At 40.4% G+C, this 23,227-nt stretch carries 18 protein-coding genes; 6 read left to right on the top strand and 12 right to left on the bottom strand.

The genetic code is table 11. The features are described 5' to 3' along the window. The 7 genes from BMX11_RS21225 to BMX11_RS21195 are packed head-to-tail and all read right to left on the bottom strand — an operon-like array spanning position 1 to position 6,344. The gene (locus BMX11_RS21225) at positions 1 to 690 is read right to left on the bottom strand and encodes a YoaK family protein (protein ID WP_090888598.1); all 690 of its coding nucleotides are present in this window, start codon (positions 688 to 690) and stop codon (positions 1 to 3) included. 11 nt (positions 691 to 701) lie between these two features. After that, the gene (locus BMX11_RS21220) at positions 702 to 1,175 is read right to left on the bottom strand and encodes a Dps family protein (protein ID WP_090888595.1); all 474 of its coding nucleotides are present in this window, start codon (positions 1,173 to 1,175) and stop codon (positions 702 to 704) included. A 26-nt stretch (positions 1,176 to 1,201) separates the two neighbouring features. Further along, positions 1,202 to 1,636, bottom strand: coding sequence for a DoxX family protein (locus BMX11_RS21215; protein ID WP_090888592.1), 435 nt, complete (start codon positions 1,634 to 1,636; stop codon positions 1,202 to 1,204). Between the two features lie 2 nt (positions 1,637 to 1,638). Next, positions 1,639 to 3,531 carry an amidohydrolase gene (locus BMX11_RS21210; RefSeq protein WP_090888589.1) on the bottom strand — a complete coding sequence of 631 codons (1,893 nt, stop codon included), beginning with the start codon at positions 3,529 to 3,531 and terminating at the stop codon, positions 1,639 to 1,641. Positions 3,532 to 3,559: 28 nt separating this feature from the next. Then, a complete protein-coding gene (locus BMX11_RS21205; protein ID WP_090888587.1) occupies positions 3,560 to 4,303 on the bottom strand; it encodes a M17 family peptidase N-terminal domain-containing protein in 744 nt (247 codons plus the stop codon). An 11-nt stretch (positions 4,304 to 4,314) separates the two neighbouring features. Continuing rightward, positions 4,315 to 5,694, bottom strand: coding sequence for an alginate export family protein (locus tag BMX11_RS21200; protein WP_090888584.1), 1,380 nt, complete (start codon positions 5,692 to 5,694; stop codon positions 4,315 to 4,317). 17 nt (positions 5,695 to 5,711) lie between these two features. Continuing rightward, entirely contained in the window at positions 5,712 to 6,344 is a 633-nt protein-coding gene (locus BMX11_RS21195) for a hydrolase (protein WP_090888629.1), read from the bottom strand. A 450-nt stretch (positions 6,345 to 6,794) separates the two neighbouring features. On the opposite strand from BMX11_RS21195, the gene BMX11_RS21190 reads away from it, so the two are divergent. The 4 genes from BMX11_RS21190 to BMX11_RS21175 all read left to right on the top strand — a co-directional run bounded on the left by BMX11_RS21190 (position 6,795) and on the right by BMX11_RS21175 (position 15,228). After that, complete coding sequence (locus BMX11_RS21190) at positions 6,795 to 8,480, top strand: sigma-54 interaction domain-containing protein (RefSeq protein WP_090888581.1); 1,686 nt, start codon at positions 6,795 to 6,797, stop codon at positions 8,478 to 8,480. A gap of 87 nt (positions 8,481 to 8,567) precedes the next feature. Then, on the top strand, positions 8,568 to 10,484 hold the full coding sequence (locus BMX11_RS21185) for a sigma 54-interacting transcriptional regulator (protein WP_090888578.1): 1,917 nt from the start codon (positions 8,568 to 8,570) through the stop codon (positions 10,482 to 10,484). 229 nt (positions 10,485 to 10,713) lie between these two features. Then, a complete protein-coding gene (locus tag BMX11_RS21180) occupies positions 10,714 to 12,666 on the top strand; it encodes a sigma 54-interacting response regulator (RefSeq protein ID WP_090888575.1) in 1,953 nt (650 codons plus the stop codon). A gap of 93 nt (positions 12,667 to 12,759) precedes the next feature. Beyond that, the gene (locus tag BMX11_RS21175; protein ID WP_090888572.1) at positions 12,760 to 15,228 is read left to right on the top strand and encodes a sensor histidine kinase; all 2,469 of its coding nucleotides are present in this window, start codon (positions 12,760 to 12,762) and stop codon (positions 15,226 to 15,228) included. Positions 15,229 to 15,245: 17 nt separating this feature from the next. On the opposite strand, the gene BMX11_RS21170 is transcribed toward BMX11_RS21175, so the two are convergent. The 3 genes from BMX11_RS21170 to BMX11_RS21160 all read right to left on the bottom strand — a co-directional run bounded on the left by BMX11_RS21170 (position 15,246) and on the right by BMX11_RS21160 (position 19,000). After that, entirely contained in the window at positions 15,246 to 15,965 is a 720-nt protein-coding gene (locus BMX11_RS21170; protein ID WP_090888569.1) for a YoaK family protein, read from the bottom strand. 714 nt (positions 15,966 to 16,679) lie between these two features. Continuing rightward, the gene (locus tag BMX11_RS21165) at positions 16,680 to 17,723 is read right to left on the bottom strand and encodes a cupin domain-containing protein (protein ID WP_175474637.1); all 1,044 of its coding nucleotides are present in this window, start codon (positions 17,721 to 17,723) and stop codon (positions 16,680 to 16,682) included. A 107-nt stretch (positions 17,724 to 17,830) separates the two neighbouring features. Then, positions 17,831 to 19,000 (bottom strand): sensor histidine kinase, encoded by a 1,170-nt coding sequence (locus tag BMX11_RS21160; RefSeq protein WP_090888563.1) that lies wholly within the window; start codon positions 18,998 to 19,000, stop codon positions 17,831 to 17,833. Between the two features lie 394 nt (positions 19,001 to 19,394). Here BMX11_RS21160 and BMX11_RS21155 point away from each other — a divergent pair, with 394 nt between their 5' ends. Both BMX11_RS21155 and BMX11_RS21145 read left to right on the top strand, forming a co-directional pair. Beyond that, positions 19,395 to 20,213, top strand: coding sequence for an alpha/beta fold hydrolase (locus tag BMX11_RS21155; RefSeq protein WP_090888559.1), 819 nt, complete (start codon positions 19,395 to 19,397; stop codon positions 20,211 to 20,213). Positions 20,214 to 20,735: 522 nt separating this feature from the next. Continuing rightward, the gene (locus BMX11_RS21145; RefSeq protein WP_090888553.1) at positions 20,736 to 21,326 is read left to right on the top strand and encodes a GIN domain-containing protein; all 591 of its coding nucleotides are present in this window, start codon (positions 20,736 to 20,738) and stop codon (positions 21,324 to 21,326) included. A 147-nt stretch (positions 21,327 to 21,473) separates the two neighbouring features. Here the strand turns inward: BMX11_RS21145 and BMX11_RS21140 are convergent, their stop codons facing one another. Both BMX11_RS21140 and BMX11_RS21135 read right to left on the bottom strand, forming a co-directional pair. Then, a complete protein-coding gene (locus tag BMX11_RS21140) occupies positions 21,474 to 22,325 on the bottom strand; it encodes a hypothetical protein (RefSeq protein ID WP_090888550.1) in 852 nt (283 codons plus the stop codon). A gap of 17 nt (positions 22,326 to 22,342) precedes the next feature. Then, on the bottom strand, positions 22,343 to 22,735 hold the full coding sequence (locus BMX11_RS21135; RefSeq protein WP_139180246.1) for a hypothetical protein: 393 nt from the start codon (positions 22,733 to 22,735) through the stop codon (positions 22,343 to 22,345). Between the last annotated feature and the right edge of the window lie 492 nt (positions 22,736 to 23,227).

Here is a 23,227-nt window from a genome sequence, read left to right as displayed (position 1 = left end):
TTAAAGTTTAATCTCACTTTTACTTGAGTAGGTACTGTAGTAGCAAATAATCATGGCTATGCCGGGCAATACAATGCCCACCAATCCGAAAAGTTGCCCTACCCACGCACCAAGTACACAGCCAAGTAAAAAGCCGCCCAGCGTAATTAATCCTTTATTTACCCCAGAAAGGAAATCGGTATTTTTAAATCCAGAATTGCAGTAAGACCTGATGTCGAGTGCAAACTGGGTTACATTTCCGGTCATCATGGTTGTTGGCCCATAGGTTTCTTTAGCAAACAGTTTCCCGAAAGCATTTTGTAAGCCCATAGCAAAAACTACGATCATGGTAACCAGGTACATGGGCCAGGTAATTTCTCCATTATCAATGTAGCCTAGCGAATATGCTATTGCTCCACCAACCAACAGGATAATTCCCTCGCATAAAAGCAGAAAATGCCTGTTCGAAAATCTCGCCGATATCCAGCCACCAGCCATTACTGAGAGCATAAATATGGGAAAAGTTAGCAGCTTGATCCATGCATCACCACTAGAGCCTTTAATAATTTGATAGGCAAATACAATAAAGTTTCCTGTAACATGTGCCGAGAAAATTTTATCGGCAGCTACAAAGGTTATACTATCGCAATAGCCTGCAATAATGGTTAATACGAGGGTTACAAACCAGATATTGTTCTGTTTTTCTTCCATTTTTATGTTGATTATGATAAGTGAGCCCTTAGCATCCACGCCATTGTTTCATGCGTTTCCATTAAACCTGTAATGTAATCGCTGGTTCCGGCATCTTTTAATGTAGCCGCAAAAGTGTCGATATTTTCCCTTAAATGAATTAAAATACTTTCATGATCGGCAAGGAGGATTTTGATATAAGTTTGGGCATCATTTTTTCCTCGATCATCTTCAGTTAAGTGCGTTAATTCTAAGAATTGCTTAAGCGATGCAGGTGCATAATGTCCTAGCTTACGGATACGTTCGGCTACCGCATCAACAATATCTTCCAATTGTGTATACTGCTCTTCGAAAAATTTGTGTTTATTATAAAAATCTGGCCCTTCTACGTTCCAGTGTGCTTTTCTTGTTTTAGTATATAAAACGTATTCATCTGCAAGAATTTTGCTTAATGAATGTGCAACCTCGGCAAGGTTGTCTGAGCTGATTCCAATTTTAGCTTCCATGATATTGTTATTTTGATGTTTATGTATTAATTAAAAATTGTGTTGATTAAATAATGATCTACGGAATAAGTTCCGGGGCCAATTACCCACAAAAAAAGCATCGCCAGGGTGTACATATAGGGTACATCGCGAACTTCTATTGAATCTTTTCGGTGAACAACGAAGTAACCAATTGCTGTTACCCCAATGGAGGGCAAAAGGAACAACCTGGTTCCGAAACCTAAAGCCACCAGAAAAGGCACAACAGTATCTGAAAAAGTTGCTACAAAGCCATTTAACTTATCGGGTAAACCCAAAGGATTAGGCACATGTTCTTTCTCTCCGTTTTGAACGCGAAACTTTTTTAAACCATGAACCCTGAAAAGTTCGAGCATGAGCAGTACCCTGAAAACAAGAACAGCCCAGTTATTAATTGCTGATCCCAGATCAGAATAAAGCAGGTATTTGATAATGTTTTCCATGATTAAAAAGCAAAGCATGAGCAACCCAGCGCTCCCCAGAATGCGGTATAATTGTTTACAGGCAGGTTACTTGTTCGCACAGCATCGTGATTATGGTTGTGTACGTTACAGCTCCCTACACAAGAATGCACCATGGCCAGCACCGAACTGGCACCATTTGCACCTTTGGTTTTTCCTTGTTGATTGCTTTTATGACTGGCTGCAGAGTAATAACCATTGTAGCTATTGGTTGGCGACCAATCGGGTAAAATCGGAATCTTGGGTGGCGAGAATGAAGAAAAATCGCCCTTGGCATAAACAATTTTACCATCCACAAGGGTCAAATCAGATTCAATACCTTTCAGCTGTTCATCAGATACTTCAAAGTAATCATGGTTCAGAACTGCCAAATCGGCAAGCATCCCCACTTCAATATCGCCCTTTTTCTGCTGTTCATTCGAAAACCAGGCACTCCCCCTGGTATAAAGTTCTAAGGCTGTTTCACGCGATAAAACAGTTTCTTCATTATAGATCTTTAAACCACCAACGGTTTTACCTGCAGTGAGCCAAAACATAGAAACCCAGGGATTGTAGCTGCTTACTCGGGTAGCATCAGAACCTCCGCCAACCGGCACTTCCATTTCGAGCATCTTTTTAATGGGTGGCGTTTGTAGAGCCGCCTTTGCACCATAACGTTCGGTAAAATACTCGCCCTGATAGGCCATTCTACTTTGAATAGCTATACCACCACCCAATGCTTTTACCCGTTCAATGTTTCGCTCATCAATGGTTTCAGCATGGTCAAAAATCCAGGGTAAACCGGCAAAGGGAATATCTTTGTTTACTTTTTCAAAAACATTTAAAAACCTGCCAATACTTTCATTGTAGGTAGCATGAAGCCTGAATGGCCATCTTTTTTCTACCAGTAAACGCACAACACGTTCCAATTCCGGCTCCATATTATCAGAAAGATCTGGTCTTGGTTGCAGGAAATCTTCGAAATCTGCTGCCGAGAATACCAGCATTTCGCCTGCACCATTATGGCGGTACATATCATCGCCCTGGTAAAGTTTAACCGAGTTAGTCCAGTTTTCAAAATCTTCAAATTCTTGCTTTGGCCGTTGGGTAAACAGGTTATACGCAATGCGAACGGTCAATAGTTTTTGTTCGTTAAGTTCATTCACCACCTTATAATCGTCAGGAAAATTCTGGAAGCCTCCACCTGCATCAATTACGCTGGTAATCCCAAAACGGTTCAATTCTGTCATAAAATGACGGGTAGAATTCACCTGATGTTCGTAAGAAAGTTTCGGTCCTTTGGCCAATGTAGAGTATAAGATCATGGCGTTCGGACTGGCAATAATTAGTCCTGTTGGCTCACCGTTAGCATCCCGCTGAATTTCCCCTCCCGGAGGCGCGGGTGTATCCCTTGTATAGCCTACGGCCTTCAGGGCAGCACGGTTCATAAAGGCACGATCGTATAAATGAAGAATAAATACGGGTGTTTCTGGTGCAATGGCATTGATTTCTTCCAAAGTAGGCATGCGTCTTTCGGCAAATTGAAATTCAGACCAGCCCCCAACAACGCGTACCCATTGTGGCGAAGGCGTAATATCCACCTGCTCCTTCAGCATCCGCAATGCATCGGCAAGCGAAGGAACACCATCCCAGCGTAACTCCAGGTTAAAATTTAATCCGCCACGAATCAAGTGAATGTGGGAATCGTTAATCCCGGGAACTACGCGCTTTTTATTTAAATCTATAATTTTTGTCGATGAACCCGAAAAGGCCAGAATATCACTATCATTTCCTACGGCTATAAATTTGCCATCTTTAATAGCAACGGCGGTAATTTTCTCTTTACGCTGCGCAATGGTATGTATTTTACCATTGAACAAAATCATGTCTGCAGTCATTTTTTTCTATATTTAAATTGAAATAGCATTAATTTTTGATGGCACTAAGGGCTTCTTGTATACCTTCTCCCGCAGTAGTAAAAAATGCAGGGCCAGCCAAAAGAATTACTTTCGAAATGGGCTTAACAGTAGCCATTTGCTTGTCTTTTAACCACATCTGTGCGCGGTAAGCCTCAAAAACCCCTTTAACTACATTGCCGGCAACCAATGCTGTTGGCGAATCAATTCCGGCATCCTTCAGGTCGCTCGCAAAAGAAAAATTGCTAACCCCCAATTTTAATGCTTCTCGCATCGCCACACTGCCTACACCTGTCATCAGGTCGGGCGTAAATTTATTTCTGTCGCCAAGGCCGATTAATAACAAGCGCTTACCGCCGATGGTACCTTTTGGGGGTGTAATTAATAATGTTTCGTTAGCGTGCCCCAGAAATTTACCGCTTTTACGGATTTCGGTTAGCAAGCCTTTCATGTCGTGATCTAAATGAACCAGGCCATTTAATGCCGCTGGAAGTGCCGGTGGAGCGTTAAAAATATCTCCCTCAGTATATTCAAAAACGCAGGCTACCTGTAAATCGCTAACCTGTGCCGATGGCCCCTGAACAACGCCCTCAATAGAAACGCCATCTACTGTACCCCAAACCTTTGCGGTGCCAATGGCGGTAGTTTGTTGCGCAAATGCCGCTGTTCCTGTAATCCATACAGAAAATACAACCATGGCTATCCTTATACCTCGAATAACAGCTGATGATTGCTTAGTAAAGTGCTTTTTCATATTCCTATTGTTTAAAATTTGTATGATACCTGAGCATTAAAAAATTGTGAATCATCCCAGAGCGGAACAATGTCCTTAATAAAATTCCCAACCCTGAAATATTGACCTCCACAACTAAATGAAAGGTTATTGTTAAATTTATAATCTGCGCTTAACAGATATGTGGTACCGATAAACCGGTGATCGGATATGGAGCCCGCTGTGTTAAAGTTTCCTCCCGGCCGATAAATTCCATCGCCTGGCGCATACCTCCAGTTAAAAACCACATCGGCCTGCATACTTAATTTATCTGTTAAAGAAAGGGTTAAGTATGGATGTAGGTCAATTAAGTTAGCCGGACCAATGAGGGGATTAAATCCGAAATAACCACCTTTTGGATACAAAGGATTAAATGTTTGCAGCTTTCCGTCTCCAGCCTTTTGATCTCCGGAGATGTAATCATTGCGAAGGTTAATGGATGGTTTGAATTTGATTTGCTCAAAGGTATACCCCAACTCAATGGCCATGGTCCAGGCATCAATATTCCCCTTTCCAAATTTTCCGAATTGGTACGCCGCCTCTAAATTGTAAATAAAACCACCACCACTTTTCCAGTATCGGGTAGCTAAGGTATGTCTGATTTCCTTTTCTATACCCTCTTCAAACTCCGCACCATCTCGTCTTATTCCCAGATAATAGAAATCGAAGTTACCCCCTTTTTGGATATTGAGATTTGAATAAGCACCCCAAAGGTTTGCCTGGTGGCTGGGACGATTATCGAATACCCCAAAATTAACTTCATCGGCTTCTAAAACAAATGCGTCCAATGTAAACCGGGGTGTAGCATACATTAATTTAGCACCTGTAAAATATTGCCTAACCGTAGTGCCTTCTCTTACAGAAATGAGCCTGCCCGATCCATAGTTAATCTCCTGCCGCCCTATCCGGATAGCCAGTTGATGGGTGGTATCTTTAAGTATCCGATATTCGGCAAAGAGATTTTGAACTGCAAGCTGGTCTTCATCAACCGGAGCCGGACCATATTTACTCCCATTTTCCAGTCCACTGTTTAACTGGGCAAAAAACCTAAGCCTGTCGCCCATATGTATATCGGTGTAAATCGAGTAACGCTGTAAAAAAGAATAATTAAACCCCTGATCTTTAATCCAATCTTCGTTTATTTTCCCGCCATACTCCGCTCGAAGTTCCCCACCAAACGTGATGTACATCTTTTTATTAGCCGAAAGCGGCAGGAACTTTAGTGTGTTGTAGAAGTTCCTGCTCGAATCTTTCAGTTGGCTATAATCCTCATCGTAGCGCATAAGCTTGATGCCCTGGCCAAATACCGTTGCCGTTAAAAGGCAAAAACAAGTGGTCAATAAAATCGCCGAATGGGGATAATTAAGGCTCATTTTATTGCAAATGGAAATTAGTGTTTTACCATTTTATGTGCGTATTGGATACCAATTCCATATCCAGCACCATATTTTTTCATCAGGTTGGTTACCGGAACATAAGTTTCTGTTCTGGCCCAGTCTCTTTGAAGTTCGAGAATGTATTGAACAGAAGTTACGGGTTTTACACCTGCATGTACCATTCGCTGCACTGCACGTTCATGCGCTTCATCGCTAACATCACCGCAAGCATCGGTAATTACAAAAACGTCAAAACCTTCTGCCAATGCAGATAAAGCAGGGCCAACAATACATACACCTGTCCAAAGTCCAGCTAAAACAATTTTTTTCTTTCCAGTTCCGGTGATTGCCTTGTAAGCAGGTTCGTCTTCCCAGGTATTCATCGAAGTTCTATCGATATAATTTGAAGTGGCCTGAGGATAAAATTCTTCAATCTCTGGAAAAACGGGGCCAGCAAATGATTCTTCAGCAACTGTAGTTACAATAGTTGGAACATTGAAGATTTTAGATGCGCCACAAACAATGGCTACATTGGTACGAAGTTCGGTAATGGAGATGCTTTTCGTTGCAAAAGCCATTTGTCCTTCAAAATCAATTAATACTAATGCATGATTTTCTGGAGATAATAAGTCTGGTGATGGTTTCATAATTAAATTATTTTTTGTTTCCCCCACTGTTCCAAGAAACATACCATCCGTCAAAATCCTAACAACCAATTACTTAACACAAATTCAGAAAAATAACATTAACCATATATCGTTGATTTACGAATTGAGCCTGCTCCTGCCTTTACGAAACCGACTCGAAACCACCTTAGGCTTATTAGGCACCTCAGTTTACCTTCTGCCAAATTCGGCAATAGAAAGGTTACAGGCCAAGCCACCAAGCCAATAGCTCCTAACGCATAACAACCTAATTTCCTTCATCCTGGCTATTTTTTCTTTTCTAGTAACGAATTTAAATCAGCTACTACACTCAGCCAAAAACTATTCAAAACACTAATAATGAGACAAATAAATATCCAATTAACGAAATTTCGTGATCTATTTATTTCATCTAAAGTGATTTTTTAAAATTATAAACCCTACTTTTGCTGCATGGAAAGCAATGGCAATTTATCTGAAATTGAAAATCAAGAACATGCCTGCCTGGAGGATAAAGAAGAGAAGGGCTTAAACAAGAAAGAATTAATAGAAAAACTTGAGCAAAAAGAAAGAGAGAACAAAGTACTGCTTTCTTTAAGCAACTCTATTGCCTCCATACGAAACAAACTCGACCTCTTTGATGTAATAGACCAGAAACTCAAAAAGTTATTCGATTTTGATGATTTCGTGATTTGCCTCATCAACGATGATCAGCAAACACACAGCGCCTTCATTTACAACCAAAAAGAAGATTTCCTTAAAACAGCGGGCATTGCACCAGCATCTTCAGAAAAGTACACCCTTAACGATGGCATGTGCAGGGCAATGATCTCTTCCGAAAAGCCAATTGTTTTCAATGTAGAGGCTGTTTTAACCTGGCATGATGCGCCAGCCTGGCTCGGGTTTTGGCACAACAAAGGAATCAAAGAAATGATAGGGTTAAAAATGGTCGATCGTTCCAGCTGCATTGGCTTCTTCTACCTTTACACCAAAAATACCAATTCCGTTTCCAATGTTTATTTTGATTTACTTCATGGTATATCCCTGCAAATTTCTGTAGCTATATCCAACATTAAGGCCAACGAAAAAATCGAACAACAACTACAGGAAATCAATACTTATAAACAGAAACTCGAAGATGAAAAAACTTATCTTCAGGAAGAGGTATTACATAAATACAACCACTCAGAAATTATAGGCCAGAGCCATTCTCTAAAGGGAGTTTTCCATCTCATTGATCATGTAGCCAGTTCAGATAGTACCGTACTTATTTTAGGAGAAACCGGCACCGGAAAAGAATTAATTGCCCGGGCTTTGCACAATGCCTCTCCGCGCCACAAGGAGTTAATGGTTAAGATAAATTGTGCCGCATTACCACCAACCCTGGCCGAAAGTGAGCTTTTCGGTCATGAAAAGGGAAGTTTTACAGGAGCAACCGAACGCCGGATTGGCAAGTTTGAACTGGCACATAATGGCACGCTTTTTCTGGATGAGATTGGCGAACTATCGTTGGATTTGCAGGTAAAATTACTCCGGGCACTGCAAGAAAAGGAAATCGAGCGCATAGGTGGCAAAACAGTAATCAAAACCAACGTTAGAATTGTAGCGGCCACCAATAGAAACCTGTTAAAAGAAGTAGAAAAAGGAAATTTCAGAAGCGATTTATACTACAGAATAAACGTTTTCCCAATTTCTATTCCTCCATTAAGAGAGCGTATAGATGATATTCCTTATTTAGTATCTCATTTTATAGCCCGAATATCAAAAAAAACAGGGCGACAGGTAAATGCAATTTCAAAAAGTGCTGTTAATAAATTAATGGCCTATACCTGGCCCGGAAACATCAGGGAGCTGGAACATTTAATAGAGCGGAGTATTTTACTAAACCAGGGCAACATACTCAAAGATATTCATTTACCTAAAATAGACCGAACAGAATCGGTAGTTAATGGTACCGAACAAAAAATCAAAACCATACATGAGAATGAGCGCGATCACATCTTATCCATATTGAAACGTTGCAATGGCAAAATATCTGGCATTGGTGGCGCAGCAGAGGTTTTAAATATCCCGGCTACAACACTCAATTCCAAAATCAAGAAATTTAATATTAAACGAGAACATATGCTCAATAAGTAGCAAGAGGATACGATTAATAAAAGTTCCAGGCTCAAGAATTAACCTCCCAAAATACCTTTGTTTCTGCTAAATAATTAATAAATAATAATGACGGAGAAAATTCTAATCGTTGAAGATGAATTTATAGTTGCCCACGATTTGCAAATGATTTTGCAACGTGCCGGTTATCAGGTAGTAGGCATTGCAGATTCGGTAAAGCAGGCAGAAGCTATACTGGAAAAGCAGGCGGTTGATCTGGTACTGTTAGACATTTATCTTAAAGGCAGGCTTACCGGAATTGATTTGGCCCGGCACCTGATGAAAATCCAGATTCCCTTTATTTATATCTCTGCAAATTCTAACGAAAAAGTACTTGAAGCCGCAAAATCTACCAGTCCGTACGGCTTTATTGTTAAACCTTACCGAGACCGCGATATTTTATTAAGCATTGATATTGCAAGGTACCGCAAGGAAAACAGCCATAATATGAAAACAAGTAGTGAGCGCTTTATGCAGGATTTTATTGTCGATATTTCAATGAAATCCCTCACCTGGCAAAAGAAAATCATCGCTATGGCAAGTGCCTTTCAACCCTATATTCCTTTTGATTTTATTGTACTTTCTGGTATTGAAAAAGATGGGAAACGATACCGCGAAATTGGAATCACGAGAGAAAACTTCGATCAGTATGGCCTGCTATCCGTGTCAGAATTTATGGAACTTACCCATTTAAGCAGTACCCAATATGCCAATATTAACCAGCTATTACCCGAAACAACAACAGACTGTATTTACATAGGCGATGATTTTGAGAACGTAAAAAAGAGCGTTCCGATGAAAAATCTAATTGCCAATACCTACCAGCTTAACGCCAATCTCGTTAAAACCTTCTACCTGGAAAATGGCGATCAAATTAGCTTTTCCTTTTACAGCAGAACCCAAAACATCTATCAACAGGCACACATGGAGCTGTTAAGTTCCTTATCGGCTACGCTGGAGAAAAAATTGGCTCACATCATCGATCTCGAAAAGGTTGGAGCAGAGCCTGTCAATAAAAAGCCAGATAACATCCTACCCCCGGCTAAAACGGAATTCGAAAATATTATCGGCAAAAGCACGGCCATTTTAAGTGTCTTAGATAAAATTAAAATAGTAGCCCCCACCAATACATCGGTGCTCATAACAGGTGAAAGTGGAACGGGAAAGGAAGAAATCGCCAAAAGCCTGCACCGCCTCTCGCAGAGAAATACCAAACCAATGGTAGCCGTAAACTGCGCAGCCCTACCTTTCGATTTAATTGAATCCATTCTGTTTGGTCACGAAAAGGGAGCCTTTACAGGCGCAGTAAATACCAGAATAGGAAAATTTGAAGAGGCCAATGGAGGCACTATTTTTCTAGATGAAATAGGCGAAATGCCCTTCGACCTGCAGGCCAAGCTGCTTAGGGCATTGCAAGAGAAAGAGATTGAGCGAATTGGAGGCAAACAACCCATCGCTGTTGATTTAAGGATAATTGCGGCAACAAACCTCCATCTGGAAAAGGAAATTGCTAAAGGCAGATTCAGACTTGATCTTTTTTATCGTTTGAATGTTTTCCCTATTCATATCCCTCCACTTTGGCAGCGAAAAACCGATATCCCTTTATTGGCAGAGTATTTTGTAAACAAACATGCCAAAGTTATCGGAAAAAGTATTCCGTCAATACCTTCCGATTTTTTAGACCGCCTATTACAATACGATTGGCCAGGCAATATCAGAGAATTAGAACACATTATTTTAAGAAGTATCCTCCTGGCTTCAAATGGCAAATTAAATCCCAACGATTTAGAACTTGGAATGAAACATGAGGAGCCCGGCTTACCGCATGAAATTAAAACCATTAACGATAACGAAAGAGATCATATTATCAGGGTTCTAGCGCTGTGTAAAGGCAGGGTAGCCGGTAGCGGTGGTGCAGCAGAATTACTGGGCGTACCTGCAACAACTTTAAACTCAAAAATTAAAAAACTCGACATAAAAAGATAATGCTATTTGGTAAATCAACGATATATCATGAATTTACACACATAGAAATTAAAACAAAACACTAATAACCAGCAGCTTAACTATTGGTATTTTTCTTGAACAGATAAGACTGTATTAATCTGCTAAAACGATTTGTTGGCCTAAAATGATTTCCCTTTAAAAGATGTTATTCTTTACCAATAGCAATGTGGCTTTGCCGGTTTTTATATCACTCTCGGTTGAATAGAAAATGAAACAAAAAATCTTAATTGTAGAAGATGAATTTATTGTAGCTAACGATTTACGGATCATGCTGGAAAAGGCAGGCTACAAGGTATGCGGCATCGCTCCATCTGTAGTAAAAGCACTCGAGTTAATCGGTACAAAAGAACCCGATTGGATATTGCTGGATATCTTTTTGCAGGGCGATAAAACAGGGATCGATTTAGCCGGACAGCTTACCGAAATGGGTATTCCGTTTATCTATATCTCTGCAAATACCAACCAGGGTATTCTGGAGGCTGCAAAAGCAACCCTACCCTATGGCTTTTTGGTAAAACCCTTCAGGGAAAAAGATTTGATGGTGATGCTGGATATTGCCCGTTACCGGCATGAGCAAAACTTAAAATACAACCAGCACGAGGAACCTTCTCTACAGAAACAAATTGAACACATTACAGAAAAGAAAGAATCAAGCGCTGACCGATTAAAACAGGTGGCTGCGGCATTATATCCTGTGGTACCTTTTCAGTTCCTTTGGATTACCAAATCAAACCCACGGGTAACAACTAAAGAAACTTATATTATCCGCAGGGATGATGGAAAATTCAACACCCCGAATAATGAATCTCTATTAAAAGAAGCCAATATTTCTAGTCGCGATTTTAAAGCCTGGAATGCCACGGCCATCGTTCACAACGGAAAATCGATATTTAATGGATATGATTTTAGAAAACTGCGAATGGAAAACCCATGGATACAGGCCCTCTCTGATCATTACAAATTAGAATCGGCCATAGTTTGCGAAATCGAAAGAGATGGAGAAACCTTCCAGTTTGTTTTCTTCCACCATTTATCCGATTTATACACCAAAGTACATACCGGAATAGTTAATCAGTTTAAAAAAAGCTGGGAGCAGGTGTTAGATAAAATCATTTACAGCAAAGACGCGGTTACCGAAACCCCTTTGGCAATTGAAATCAGTTTAGAAAAACCCTTTATCAAAACAGAACAGCCACCAGAACCCAAAGATTTTAATGGTATTGTAGGCAACAGTAAATTATTGCATGCCGCTTTTAAAAAACTGGAATTGGTTGCCCCCGATGACACCTCCGTACTTATTTTAGGAGAAAGTGGTACAGGAAAGGAGAAAATCGCTCAAACCATTCACAAGTTATCGCCGCGCAAAAACAAGCCATTAATTACGGTAAACTGCGCAGCATTACCATTAACACTAATAGAATCAGAGCTTTTCGGGCATGAAAAAGGATCTTTTACAGGTGCAAACGAAAAGCGAATCGGTAAGTTTGAACAAGCAGATGGTGGCTCCATTTTTCTCGATGAAATTGGAGAACTTCCCTTAGAGGCGCAGGTTAAACTGCTGCGGGTATTGCAGGAAAAAGAAATTGAACGTTTAGGAGGGAACTATACCAAAAAAATAAATGTCAGAATTATTACCGCTACCAACCGAAACCTTGAAAAAGAAGTGGCAGAAGGCAGGTTCCGTCTCGATTTATATTATCGCTTAAATGTATTTCCTATCGAGTTGCCCGCATTAAGGCAACGAAAAGAAGATATCCCTGTGTTAACGCAATATTTCATCGATAAATATGGCAAAAAAGGTTCTTCTAATGTTTCCGCAATTTCTACTGCCGCACTAAACGAATTACAGGATTATGATTGGCCGGGAAACATACGCGAACTCGAACACCTCATTGAAAGAACCATGGTGTTAACTGAAGGAGATACAATAACGGCAATTGAACTGCCCGGTGTAACTACGCCTGCGGTATTTAACCAGGATAACCAGTTTAAAATTAAAACGATGGAAGAAATGGAAAGAGAACATATACTCAGCATTTTAAAAATGTGTAAGGGTAAGATTTTTGGTCCCGGAGGAGCAGCTGAAATTCTAAATATTCCATCAACTACCCTGAATTCGAAAATTAAGAAGTTGGGAATAAAGTTCGAATTTGTTAAATAGGTCCATTTGCTTGGGCATAGCCTTATAATTTGCTAGTTTCGGAACTTAAATACCTGTCGGAAAATCCCTGGGGCTGATATAGAGGAAAAGATTATGTTGAAGTATTTGAAAGTATTTTTGGTACTATGCTTGGTATGCTCATCCTTCCAAAGGCTTTTTGCGCAAACTGAGCTAAAATATACTTTACCAGAACTTCGTCAGCTACTTAAAAGTAGTAAAACCACTGCCGACCGCATTAACTACCAGATCCGCATTAGCAATTTCTATACCTTTAACAAGCTCTACAGCCGCAAAAACATAGATAGTGCAGTTTATTTTGCACATGCAGCACTTCAGGAAAGTGCAAGAGAACCAGCAGGCATCTGGTACGGCCGAAGTCAGTTGGCCATGGCCAAAGCCAAACTGGTAACCAATGAAATTCCTTTCATCTTAAATCAAATAAAAGCAAGGCGGAATGATATAAAAATCCAGTTGCTTATAGAAGTGGGCACCTATTACTTGTATAAACCTAAAGAAGCCAGGAAAGATTTAGACAGTGCACTGCTTCTGCTCAACCAGGCCATTAAACTTTCAAAATCAGCTTCACTACCCAATCTTGGGCATTTAGCCGAACTCTACATAAGCGATGTTTACCAGGAAAGGGGCGAAAATATCCGTGCCAAAATTGCCTTTGCCACCTTAATTGAAAAATGCAGCAAAGCAGGCGATTTTAAAACCGCAGCAGCAGCCAATTCCAGATGGGGAGATCACCAACCACTTACCCAGGAGAAAATCAATTATTATCAATCTGCCTCCCGCTTATACAAACAAATTGGCGATACCCAAGCATACATCGGCATGGAAAAGGCCATTGCCGATGTTCAGTTAAATATGGGTATGCTCAAAGAAGCAGAAAGGGGTTTAATTTCGGTCATTCAGCAATACCAGGCGTTAGGATATAAAAACCTTCAGTATACTTACGATTTGCTTTCAGTAGTAAATCGCCTGCAGGGCAACCTTAAAGAATCACTTTTCAACACCATCTTGGCTATCAAGTACATGGAAATTACCGAAAGTGATGTTTCCAAGGGTTATTTTCTCAGCAATTTGGGTAGCGCCTATGCAGAACTGGGAAATACGGCTGCCAGCGTAAAAGCCTACCAACAATCTTTAGAGGCCATGCAGTATCAGAATTCCGAAGCAAGAGCCACCAGTTTAAAGATGTTATCTGATGGCTTAATTAGAGAAGGCCACATTCGCGAAGTACTTTCCCTTACTAACATTTACGCTGCCGACAGTAAAACGCCGCTCGCCAGGGTAATTTTCGCAACCATAAGAGGCAACGCTTACAAAAGCTTAAAAAAATACAACCTGGCAGAGAAATACTACCTGCAAATGATTTACTGGGAATCGAAAATGCAATCTAACCTTTTCCACTCCGCAGAAAGCTTTTATACCATTGCGCAGTTTTATGCCATGAGAAAGGACTTCGCAAAATCCAATTATTACTACAACAAGGTTTTGGCACTTCCTAAAGGGGTTATGCCCCTCTCCAGCATCCGTAACATTTATTATAACCTTTATCAGGCAGATTCTGCCCAAAACAACCTCCAGTCGGCTATCGAAAATTACAAAAACTATAAGCGCATTAACGATTCCCTGGTTAATGCAAGAAGTAATCGTGATATGCAGGAGTTGCTTATTCAATATCAGGCCAATCAAAAAGAACAAGACAACGAGCTGCTACGCAAAGAAAGTATCTTACAAAATAACAGGCTGCAACGCGCCGAATGGTTAGCCAGGGTTACGGTTGTAGGTTTATTTGCCCTATTGGTTATCGTGGGCCTTTCCCTTTATGGCTATCGTAACCGCAGAAAGGCCAATTTCCTGCTCATCTCCCATCAACAGGAAATTGAGATCAAAAACAATTCCTTACAAAACCTTATCGATAAACAGGCCAAGCTTCTGTTAGAAAAAGAATGGCTAATAAAAGAAATTCATCACCGCATTAAAAATAACCTCCAGGTAATTACCAGTTTGCTCAACGCACAAAGCAATTACTTACAAAATGATGCGGCACTGGCTGCAATAAAAGATAGCCAGAACCGCATTCAATCTATCTCCTTAATCCATCAAAAACTCTTTCAGTCAGACAGTGTAGCTTTGATCAATATCCACAGCTATATAGTAGAGCTGATGAAATTTCTTTGCGATACCTTCCACGTAAACCAGCGCATTCAATTTGAATTTAATGTGCCCGAAATAGAATTAGATATTATACAGGCTATGCCACTCGGCTTAATCATTAACGAGGCGATAACCAATATTATCAAATATGCATTCCCAAACCATACAAAAGGAAAAGTGATCATATCATTTGATGATTTGGAGAATGGATTTTATCTTTTTAGCATAGCAGATAATGGCGTGGGCTTACCAGCAAACAGTACTACAAATACTTCAACCCTGGGCTTAACCTTAATAAAGGGTTTGGGTAACCAGCTTGGTGGAGAAATTGAGATCAAGTCTGATCAGGGTTTAAAAATTAGCCTGAAATTCCCGGCTTTAGAAAAAGAAGCATAAATTGACAATATGGAGTATCATCTATCCTTAACCACACTGGCATTTCTAAAACCATTAAGGGTTAATATGATCAAAACCAATACGGGAATCAGCAATGACCAGTTTACCCAATATTGAAAAACCAATGTATTGATTATAGCACCACCAATAAAGCTTGCCCATACCAGAAACAGTAAAATATAGCGCCTGGTATGCGTATCCCAAATGGCCTCAGTATCCGATGGGTATCGATTAAAAAGAGATAAAGCCAAATGCTTCGCCATGTTATTTAATGTCCCGGTTACAAAATCCGGGTTAATTGATTGTCGACCCACCTTTGAAGCGGCTGTATTCATATAGCCCATAACAGTCCCAATAATTACAATAGAAACCCAACTCCCCATAGCTAAAAAATGAGCCAGCAGCAAAAATAAAACTAAACCTCCAATAACCGGCACAAAGGGCATCCACTGCATTTTATAGTTTTTAATCTGACTGGCAACAGTCCCTAGAAAAACACCCATAAAAAAAGAAAAAATTGCCGTTAAAGGCAGTACAGCATGCGTAAAATTCCCTTTAGCCAAAAGGTTTCCGCTTTGTGTGGTATTTCCACTCATAAATGACAGGTAAATTTTGAATTTGATTAATCCAAACGCATCAATATAACCCGCGGTGGCCCCCAGGCACATTTGCAGCAGCTCCTGTTTCCGGGTCTCTATCAAATCTGATGGTAGAGGTGATTTATCAAGATTATTCATTTTATCGATTTTAATTTAGCGTTTCATCCTAATCATTCAGGCCATATTTATCAGGTATAAGCATACTGATCCACAACACATTTAACCACGAAGGACACAAAGTTTTTCACAGAGAAAATGAGATAAACCATATAAGCCATTCCAGAAAACATAAGTGGTATCAAGGTTTAAGCACCCTGACACACAACTCATAACACACAACCCGCAACAGATCAAACCCTGTGCTGGTCCGTGAGTCACGGACCAGGGGGTTACCAAAATTCTGTTTGTAGCTTATCAGGCCTAAGCACCCTGACACACAACACGTAACTCATAACCCACAACACATTAAACCCTGGTTGTAGCGTCTCCAATGCTATTAAGTTAAGGAGAAAACTAAAATGTATTGTCATCCTGAGCCTGTCGAAGGGCAATCTATTTTAGTTTTCTCCTTATTAGGAAGGTCTTCGACAGGCTCAGACAGGATAGGGTTTAGCTTAACTTAATAGCATTGGTAGCGTCTCGCTACGACCCTCTATTAATCATGTGCCGGCCCGTGAGTAACAGAGCAGAGGCTCTAAGCTGTTTGTCATTCTGAACGTAGTGAAGAATCTCCAAGCGATGAAACGCTAATGCGAATTTAGCACAGCTCTGGTATTTAGCCTATTACACCTTATCAGGCATAGACATCCTGACTCACAACCCACAACCCACACCCCGCAACACATTTCATTTTCACTTCCCTTCAGCCGGCCTGATAAATAATTTATTTTGCGGTAGCTTTGCTATAACCTCTTTAGCAACACCCATATTAGTAATCAATACATCATCAGGGTTAGAAGCCAGCCATTCGCTCAAATCAATGGCTTCGTAATTACCAGCGTTAAAGCCAATTAAGATTCGACAAACCTCGTTCCCAGTATTTTTAATGTAATGGCCGGCCCCCATGGGTACATAGCCTACATCGCCCGCACTAAAATTCTCGGTAACAGCAGTAGCTTCGGCCAGGAAAACGGTCATTTCTGCCTGACCAGAAATATAATATTGCCATTCATCAGCATTGGGGTGCCAGTGCATTTCACGTAAGGCTCCGGGCTCCAGTTCAAGCAAAGAGCCGGTTATGGTTTCACTAATCGGGAATTCTTTTTGAGAAACCACCCTTTGTTTACCCGCTCCTGGAATTACCCGGGGGGCTTGTGCATGTAGCGGATAGCGATGTTTAGAAATAAGTTCGGGCACTAAGCGGGGCTGCGCAAGGGCAGAACTATCATCAGGCACCTCGCCTAAGGCAAAATAAGCCTCGCCTTTAGGCAGAAGGTCTACTTCAGCTAAACTCAAGCCCAGGTTTTGTGCAACAATCTCTTTGGGCGTGTGGGCAATAAAGTCGGTAACACTAAATGTATGGTCTTCAGAAAAATTTCCATTGTCAAAAATCAAGATAAAATGGCATTCCGTTGTTCCGGTGGCCTGTAACGCATGGCCATAACCTTTCGGGAAGTACCAAACATCTCCAGGCTCAAAATTATCAATGTAGCTCGTTCCGTCAGGATGAACAAGGGTATTTCTCATGCTTCCCGTAATTACGTAACCCCATTCCGCAGCATTTGCATGCCAGTGCAATTCCCGCATACCACCAGGTGCCAGGCGCATAGATACACCAGCCAAACCTACAGATGCAGGGAAATCTTTTACAGAAGCCCCTCTGGTTATTCCTCCCGGTGCCAGTCTTGGTGCTTTTTTCTCTAATTCGTATTTGAAACTTAATTTTTCCTCGTTCATGATATTTGATTTTTAGATTTAATATAAATTTATAGATCGCCCCCAGCTTGTTCATGTCGCAATCGTTAGAACCAACACATCGATCGTTGAAAAGGCAAAATCTATCTTTAGTTATGGGCTTGATGGGGAATAACAAAACCGAAAATAGAACCTATCCCTAACTCGCTTTCGCAAAACACCGAGCCTTTATGCGATTCGATAATTTCTTTAGATAGGTATAACCCCAATCCATGACCTTTAACAGCGCCCATCCGCGGGTTATTAGCCCTATAATGTTTGGTAAAAAGATGTTGTAGATCTACCTGGGCAATGCCATCTCCCTGATCCATTACAGAAAATTCAACCCCGTTTTTTGCTTTCTTACAATTCACCTTGATAAAACAATTCCTGGGCGAAAACTTAATCGCATTACCAATGAAATTATTCATCACCTGGGTAATTTTATCACGGTCTCCATTAATAAAGATGGAGCCATTCAGTTCCATTTTGAAAACATGGTCAGGGTCTACCTCCGCATAATGAGAAACGGTTTCATAAACCAGTGCCGAAAAATCAAACCATTCACTTTGGATACAAAGACCTGTATGCGCAGTCATCGAAAGCTGTAAATAATTATCTATCAATTTGTTCATCGCCCAAACCTGTTCATCAGCTTTGCTCAGCTGGCTTTTCAAAAAATCCTCGCCTTTAAGATTCATAAATTTTGCGGCCGATTGAACATATAATCTCATCGTACTCAATGGCGTTTTCAACTCGTGGCTCATAAAAGCCATCAAATTCGCCTTCCTAATTTCCGCCATTTTAAATGCGGTAATATCAACCATAGTTCCCACTACCCGATGCAATCCATCCTTGTTCTGTTCTAAAACTCCGGTAAGCCTAAACCAGCGCGATTCGCCATCAGGCAATACCACATGCGCCTCCTGCTCAAAAGCCTGTTCTGCTTTTAATAAGCCTGTTATATTCAGGAAAAAGTCTTTTCGATTTAAGGGATGTAGCTGTTTAATCAAAGCAGATAGCCCCTCCATATTGCGAAGTTGGGTCATGCGGCAAGCAACTTTACAAAGTTCCAGTAAATTGCCACAACAATAAAAACTCCAGAAACCTACCCCTGCCAGGGCTAGCCGGTCATGAACATGATCTATCTCTTCATGTGCAGGCCATTCGTGCTGTAGCGTTTCATACTTTTTTATTTCAGGACTACCACCTTCAACAAACAACATGTGTTTTTCCGGCCATTTAAAATTTTGCAGCTGTAGAGAATATTTTTTCATCATCGGGGTTCTTTTGGTTACCCGAAATTAGGCCACCAAAGGACCTATCCACATAAATAATCGGCGAAATCAACTTTGCTATCGTTCAGCTGGGCAAATGTTCAGGTGAGTTAAAACCCAATTGGTTTTTACCTGTTTAATGATGATAATCTTACCTTAAGCCAAGGTTAGTATAGTTTACGTAAATTAACGAAATAAAGCGAAAAAAATCAGGACCTTAAACAACATAAATCATTAAAAAACAATAACTTAAGCAAGTGGTTCGTAAATTGCAATACAACATTTATAACAATTAACTAAAGCTGCGTAAGCAAGTTCGAAACCATTAAACTGGTTTAGAATAAGCCAAACCAAAGCCGATTTAAATAATCCATATTTTTAATCTAACAAAAAAACTATGAGTACTATTAAAGTAAAAGACGGAACAGAAATTTATTACAAAGATTGGGGTACAGGACAACCAATTGTTTTTCACCACGGTTGGCCATTATCTGGCGATGACTGGGATAACCAAATGATGTTTTTCCTGCAACAGGGATACCGGGTAATTGCACATGATCGTCGTGGCCATGGCCGCTCGGGCCAAAGTGCCAATGGCAACGATATGGATACCTACGTAGCCGATGTGGCCGAATTAACTGCAGCACTCGATTTAAAAGATGCTATCCACGTTGGCCACTCTACAGGTGGTGGCGAGGTAATTCGCTATGTAGCCAAACATGGTAAGGGCCGTGTAGCAAAGGCGGTATTAATAAGTGCCGTTCCCCCTATTATGGTTCAAAATGAAAGTAATCCCGAAGGTGTTCCCCTTTCTATTTTCGATGAAATCCGTCAAGGTACTGGCTTTACCCGTGCACAGTATTTCTACGATTTCCCGGTAGCATTTTACGGATGGAACCGCGAAGGCAAAACAGTTCAGGAAGGCATAAAACACAACTGGTGGAGACAAGGTATGATGGGCTCGGTACTCGCACATTACCAAGGCATTAAAGCTTTCTCCGAAACCGATTTCAGAGAAGACCTTAAAAGTGTAGAAATCCCAGTACTGGTTTTACACGGTGAAGACGACCAAATTGTACCTTTTAACCAGGCGCCTAAATCAGCAGCATTGTTAAAAAACGGAACCCTCATTTCTTATCCGGGTTTCCCACACGGAATGCCAACTACCGAGGCCGAAACCATCAATAAAGATATATTAGCATTTATTAAATCCTAATCCATCATATCTGGTTAGTTAACAAAAAGGCTCATAGCAATATGGGCCTTTTTCGTGTAACCGCCTTACGCTCAATCAGCAATACACGGCATTCTCCACAGTCATTTTTCTTGCTTAACCAAGCAAGAGAACGCAAGCATCCGGCCCACATCTCCCCCAATGCTATTAACTTAAGGAGAAAACTAAAATGGATTGTCAATCCTGAGCCTGTCGAAGGGTAGTCCATTTTAGTATTCGACTTATTAAGAAGCTCTTCGATTACTTGTCCAGATTTCATATCAAGAAGCTCAGGACAGCATTTAGCTTAAGTTAACAGCATTGACATCCCCCCTTTCCACTTCCATTAGCCAACCCATGTGCAGCCCGCTGTAAATATTTTGGTCTTTAAATATCACCCGTTCGTCGATTAGCTTTCCCCGCTGGTATAATACCCCCATCAGGCATGCAACATTTCTTTCCGCACAGCATCTTATTATCAGAACATTCAATAAAAATATTATAAAAATTTAAACCTAAAAGGATATGAAAACTTTATTCAAAACATTAATCGCCTCTTCTTTAGCATTAGTATTTACCACTTCAACAGCTTTGGTAAGCACAGCATCAGAAATTGTTAAACCCATTAACGCCGAGAAAAAAATCGCCTTCAAACGCATCCTCGTAAAAGGAAATGTAGAAGTAACTATCGTGCAGGGTAAACGTACGGGCATCAGCTATGCAGAAGAAAATAGTGGCAAGGTAAGGGCCACCCAAAATGGCGACGGCTTAGAAATTGTATCTCTAGATAATGCCCCTGCAAAAATTACCGTTTATGTAAACGATATCTACAGAATCCACGCCCTTAACAATGCCAAAATTAAAACACAAGGCAAAATTAAAGCACAATACTTGCAGGTTTTCTTAAGCGATAACGCTTCACTAGATTTAGATTTACAATCTGAAGGCTTATATACCGTAATAGAAAATGAGGCTAAACTTAACCTCAGTGGTTCTACTAACGATCATATGCTGGTAATGGGCAGAAACCAGAAACTAACTATGGATAAGTTTGCCGCTGCTAAAACCCAAACCAGGTATACGCCAGAAAACGGATTGGCTTTATTAAGTAAATAAACACAATATACGCCCGTGGTCCGTAACCCACGCACCATCACAATATTACACTTTTGGCTGCCGATACAAAAATATCCGCAGCCAAATCTATCTATACACCCATGGTCCGTGACTCACGGACCATTACAACCAACCAACCAACTAACCTTACTTAAAACTATATCCATAACCCAAAGTAGCGGTCATGTCATAACTTGTCCCTTTCGTAACTTGGTTTCTATTTTGATTCATCACACAAAAAGTCAAATTGTGTTTCTTCAGCACAGTATAAGTTGCATTTAACCGTACATTTAGCACACTACTTTGCCTGATACCTAACGAATTACTCAGGCTATAAGCAGTAGAAAGACCGGTTGATAAGGTTTTATTTAATAGTTTGGTATTTATGGATAAAATTGGCCCCATGGTAAAAAAGTTATTTTTCCCTATCGTGTTGTAACTGGAATTATAACCCAGGGTAACTCCCATCCCTTGCTTAATGAAGGCCAAATGATAGGAACCAGTCAAATTATAAAATTGAGAAGCGCTACCATTAACTACTACACCTCCTTGTTGATCACTAGCATCTTGAAAGCTCAGATTTAGGTTAAGCATTTGTGTTTGTTTTTCATTCTTCAATGTTAACCAATTAATACTTGCATTGGCATTTTGAGCAATCTGAACATAGTTAAGTGTATCGATATTTTCAAACATTGAAGTTTGATTGATATAATCGGATTGAGGTTTCATATTCATATAAGTTTGGAAACTAGAATAATTCAATGTAGCCTGAATCCTTTCTGTAGGAATATAATTTAGATTTACTGCCCCAACAAATCTTCTGGTAGCTGATGCTTTAGAATGATCCAGATCATCTCGTTGTAAACCAGTATTAATTGTTATAGTTACTTTATCCTTCAAAATGGCCTGAGAAACATTAACTGTTATATTCTCTAAGTCGCTGTTAAAATAGTAGGCTCCCAGCGTTTTATAGCCAGGAGCTACCCTCTCATAACCCAACCCGAGCGTGCTTTTTTTTAAGTGTAATTCATTTGCATTTTAAATGCAGTATAAAACGATGTAGTATGATTAGCTTTCGACAACCATCCCAGAAAATTTGTATGCCTTGGCTTTGGAGTCGAATCTCTTGAATCGCGAGTTAAAGCACTTGTAGCTAGTTCTGAAGAAAGTTCCAGACCTTTCAATGGTCTAATTCTCACCTCGGCACCTATTACCAAATTTTCCTGGGGGCTAATCATAAGACTATCAAGGCTTTTTGGGAAAGAATTTAGGTTATCCTTTGCTTGAAACAAATTCAAACCCAACATATATTTTGCTTTCTCAAAATTGAGTTTAACCCCGTATCCCATTTTCTTATAGCTTGGTAATACATTATTAACTTCTGAATGTTGCTCAACAGCCTTACTCAATCGGCCAAGCATTGCACTCAACCTCCATGATCCTTTCGGACTTAGGTCGAATCCAAACCCTCTAAACTGATGTCCATTTAAGCTGTAAGGTGAAAAAGTCATAGAGACATCCCCAAAGGTCAAGGGGCCTAAAAACCTTTACTTTTCTTAACCCCTTAATGTTAACCAAAAGTGTAAGGTAGAATGGAGGGCGCAATGGCTGGGTGTGGATAGTGCAGAAATGCTTATATTTTTTTAGGACCGATTTGGGCCATGGCATCCACCTTTAATAGCCCTATCCTCTCCGTAGAGTTAAGCGTAGCGCCTCTGCGGATTACAACATACCGTTGAGTTTCATAACTCAACATTAATTAAACCGAGTCTAAGACTCTCTTCCATTAAACAATCCGTAGAACTCCTGCGGAACTCGACGGACAGGATTGGAGGTAAAAGGCATAGTACGTAGGCCCTGGTTATAAAGGCTGGATGTAGGTAGCAGGATGGCAAGGGGTA

Origin of the sequence: Pedobacter rhizosphaerae, assembly GCF_900111155.1 — a bacterium.
GTDB lineage: Bacteria > Bacteroidota > Bacteroidia > Sphingobacteriales > Sphingobacteriaceae > Pedobacter > Pedobacter rhizosphaerae.
This window is presented reverse-complemented; position numbering and strand designations above follow the sequence as displayed.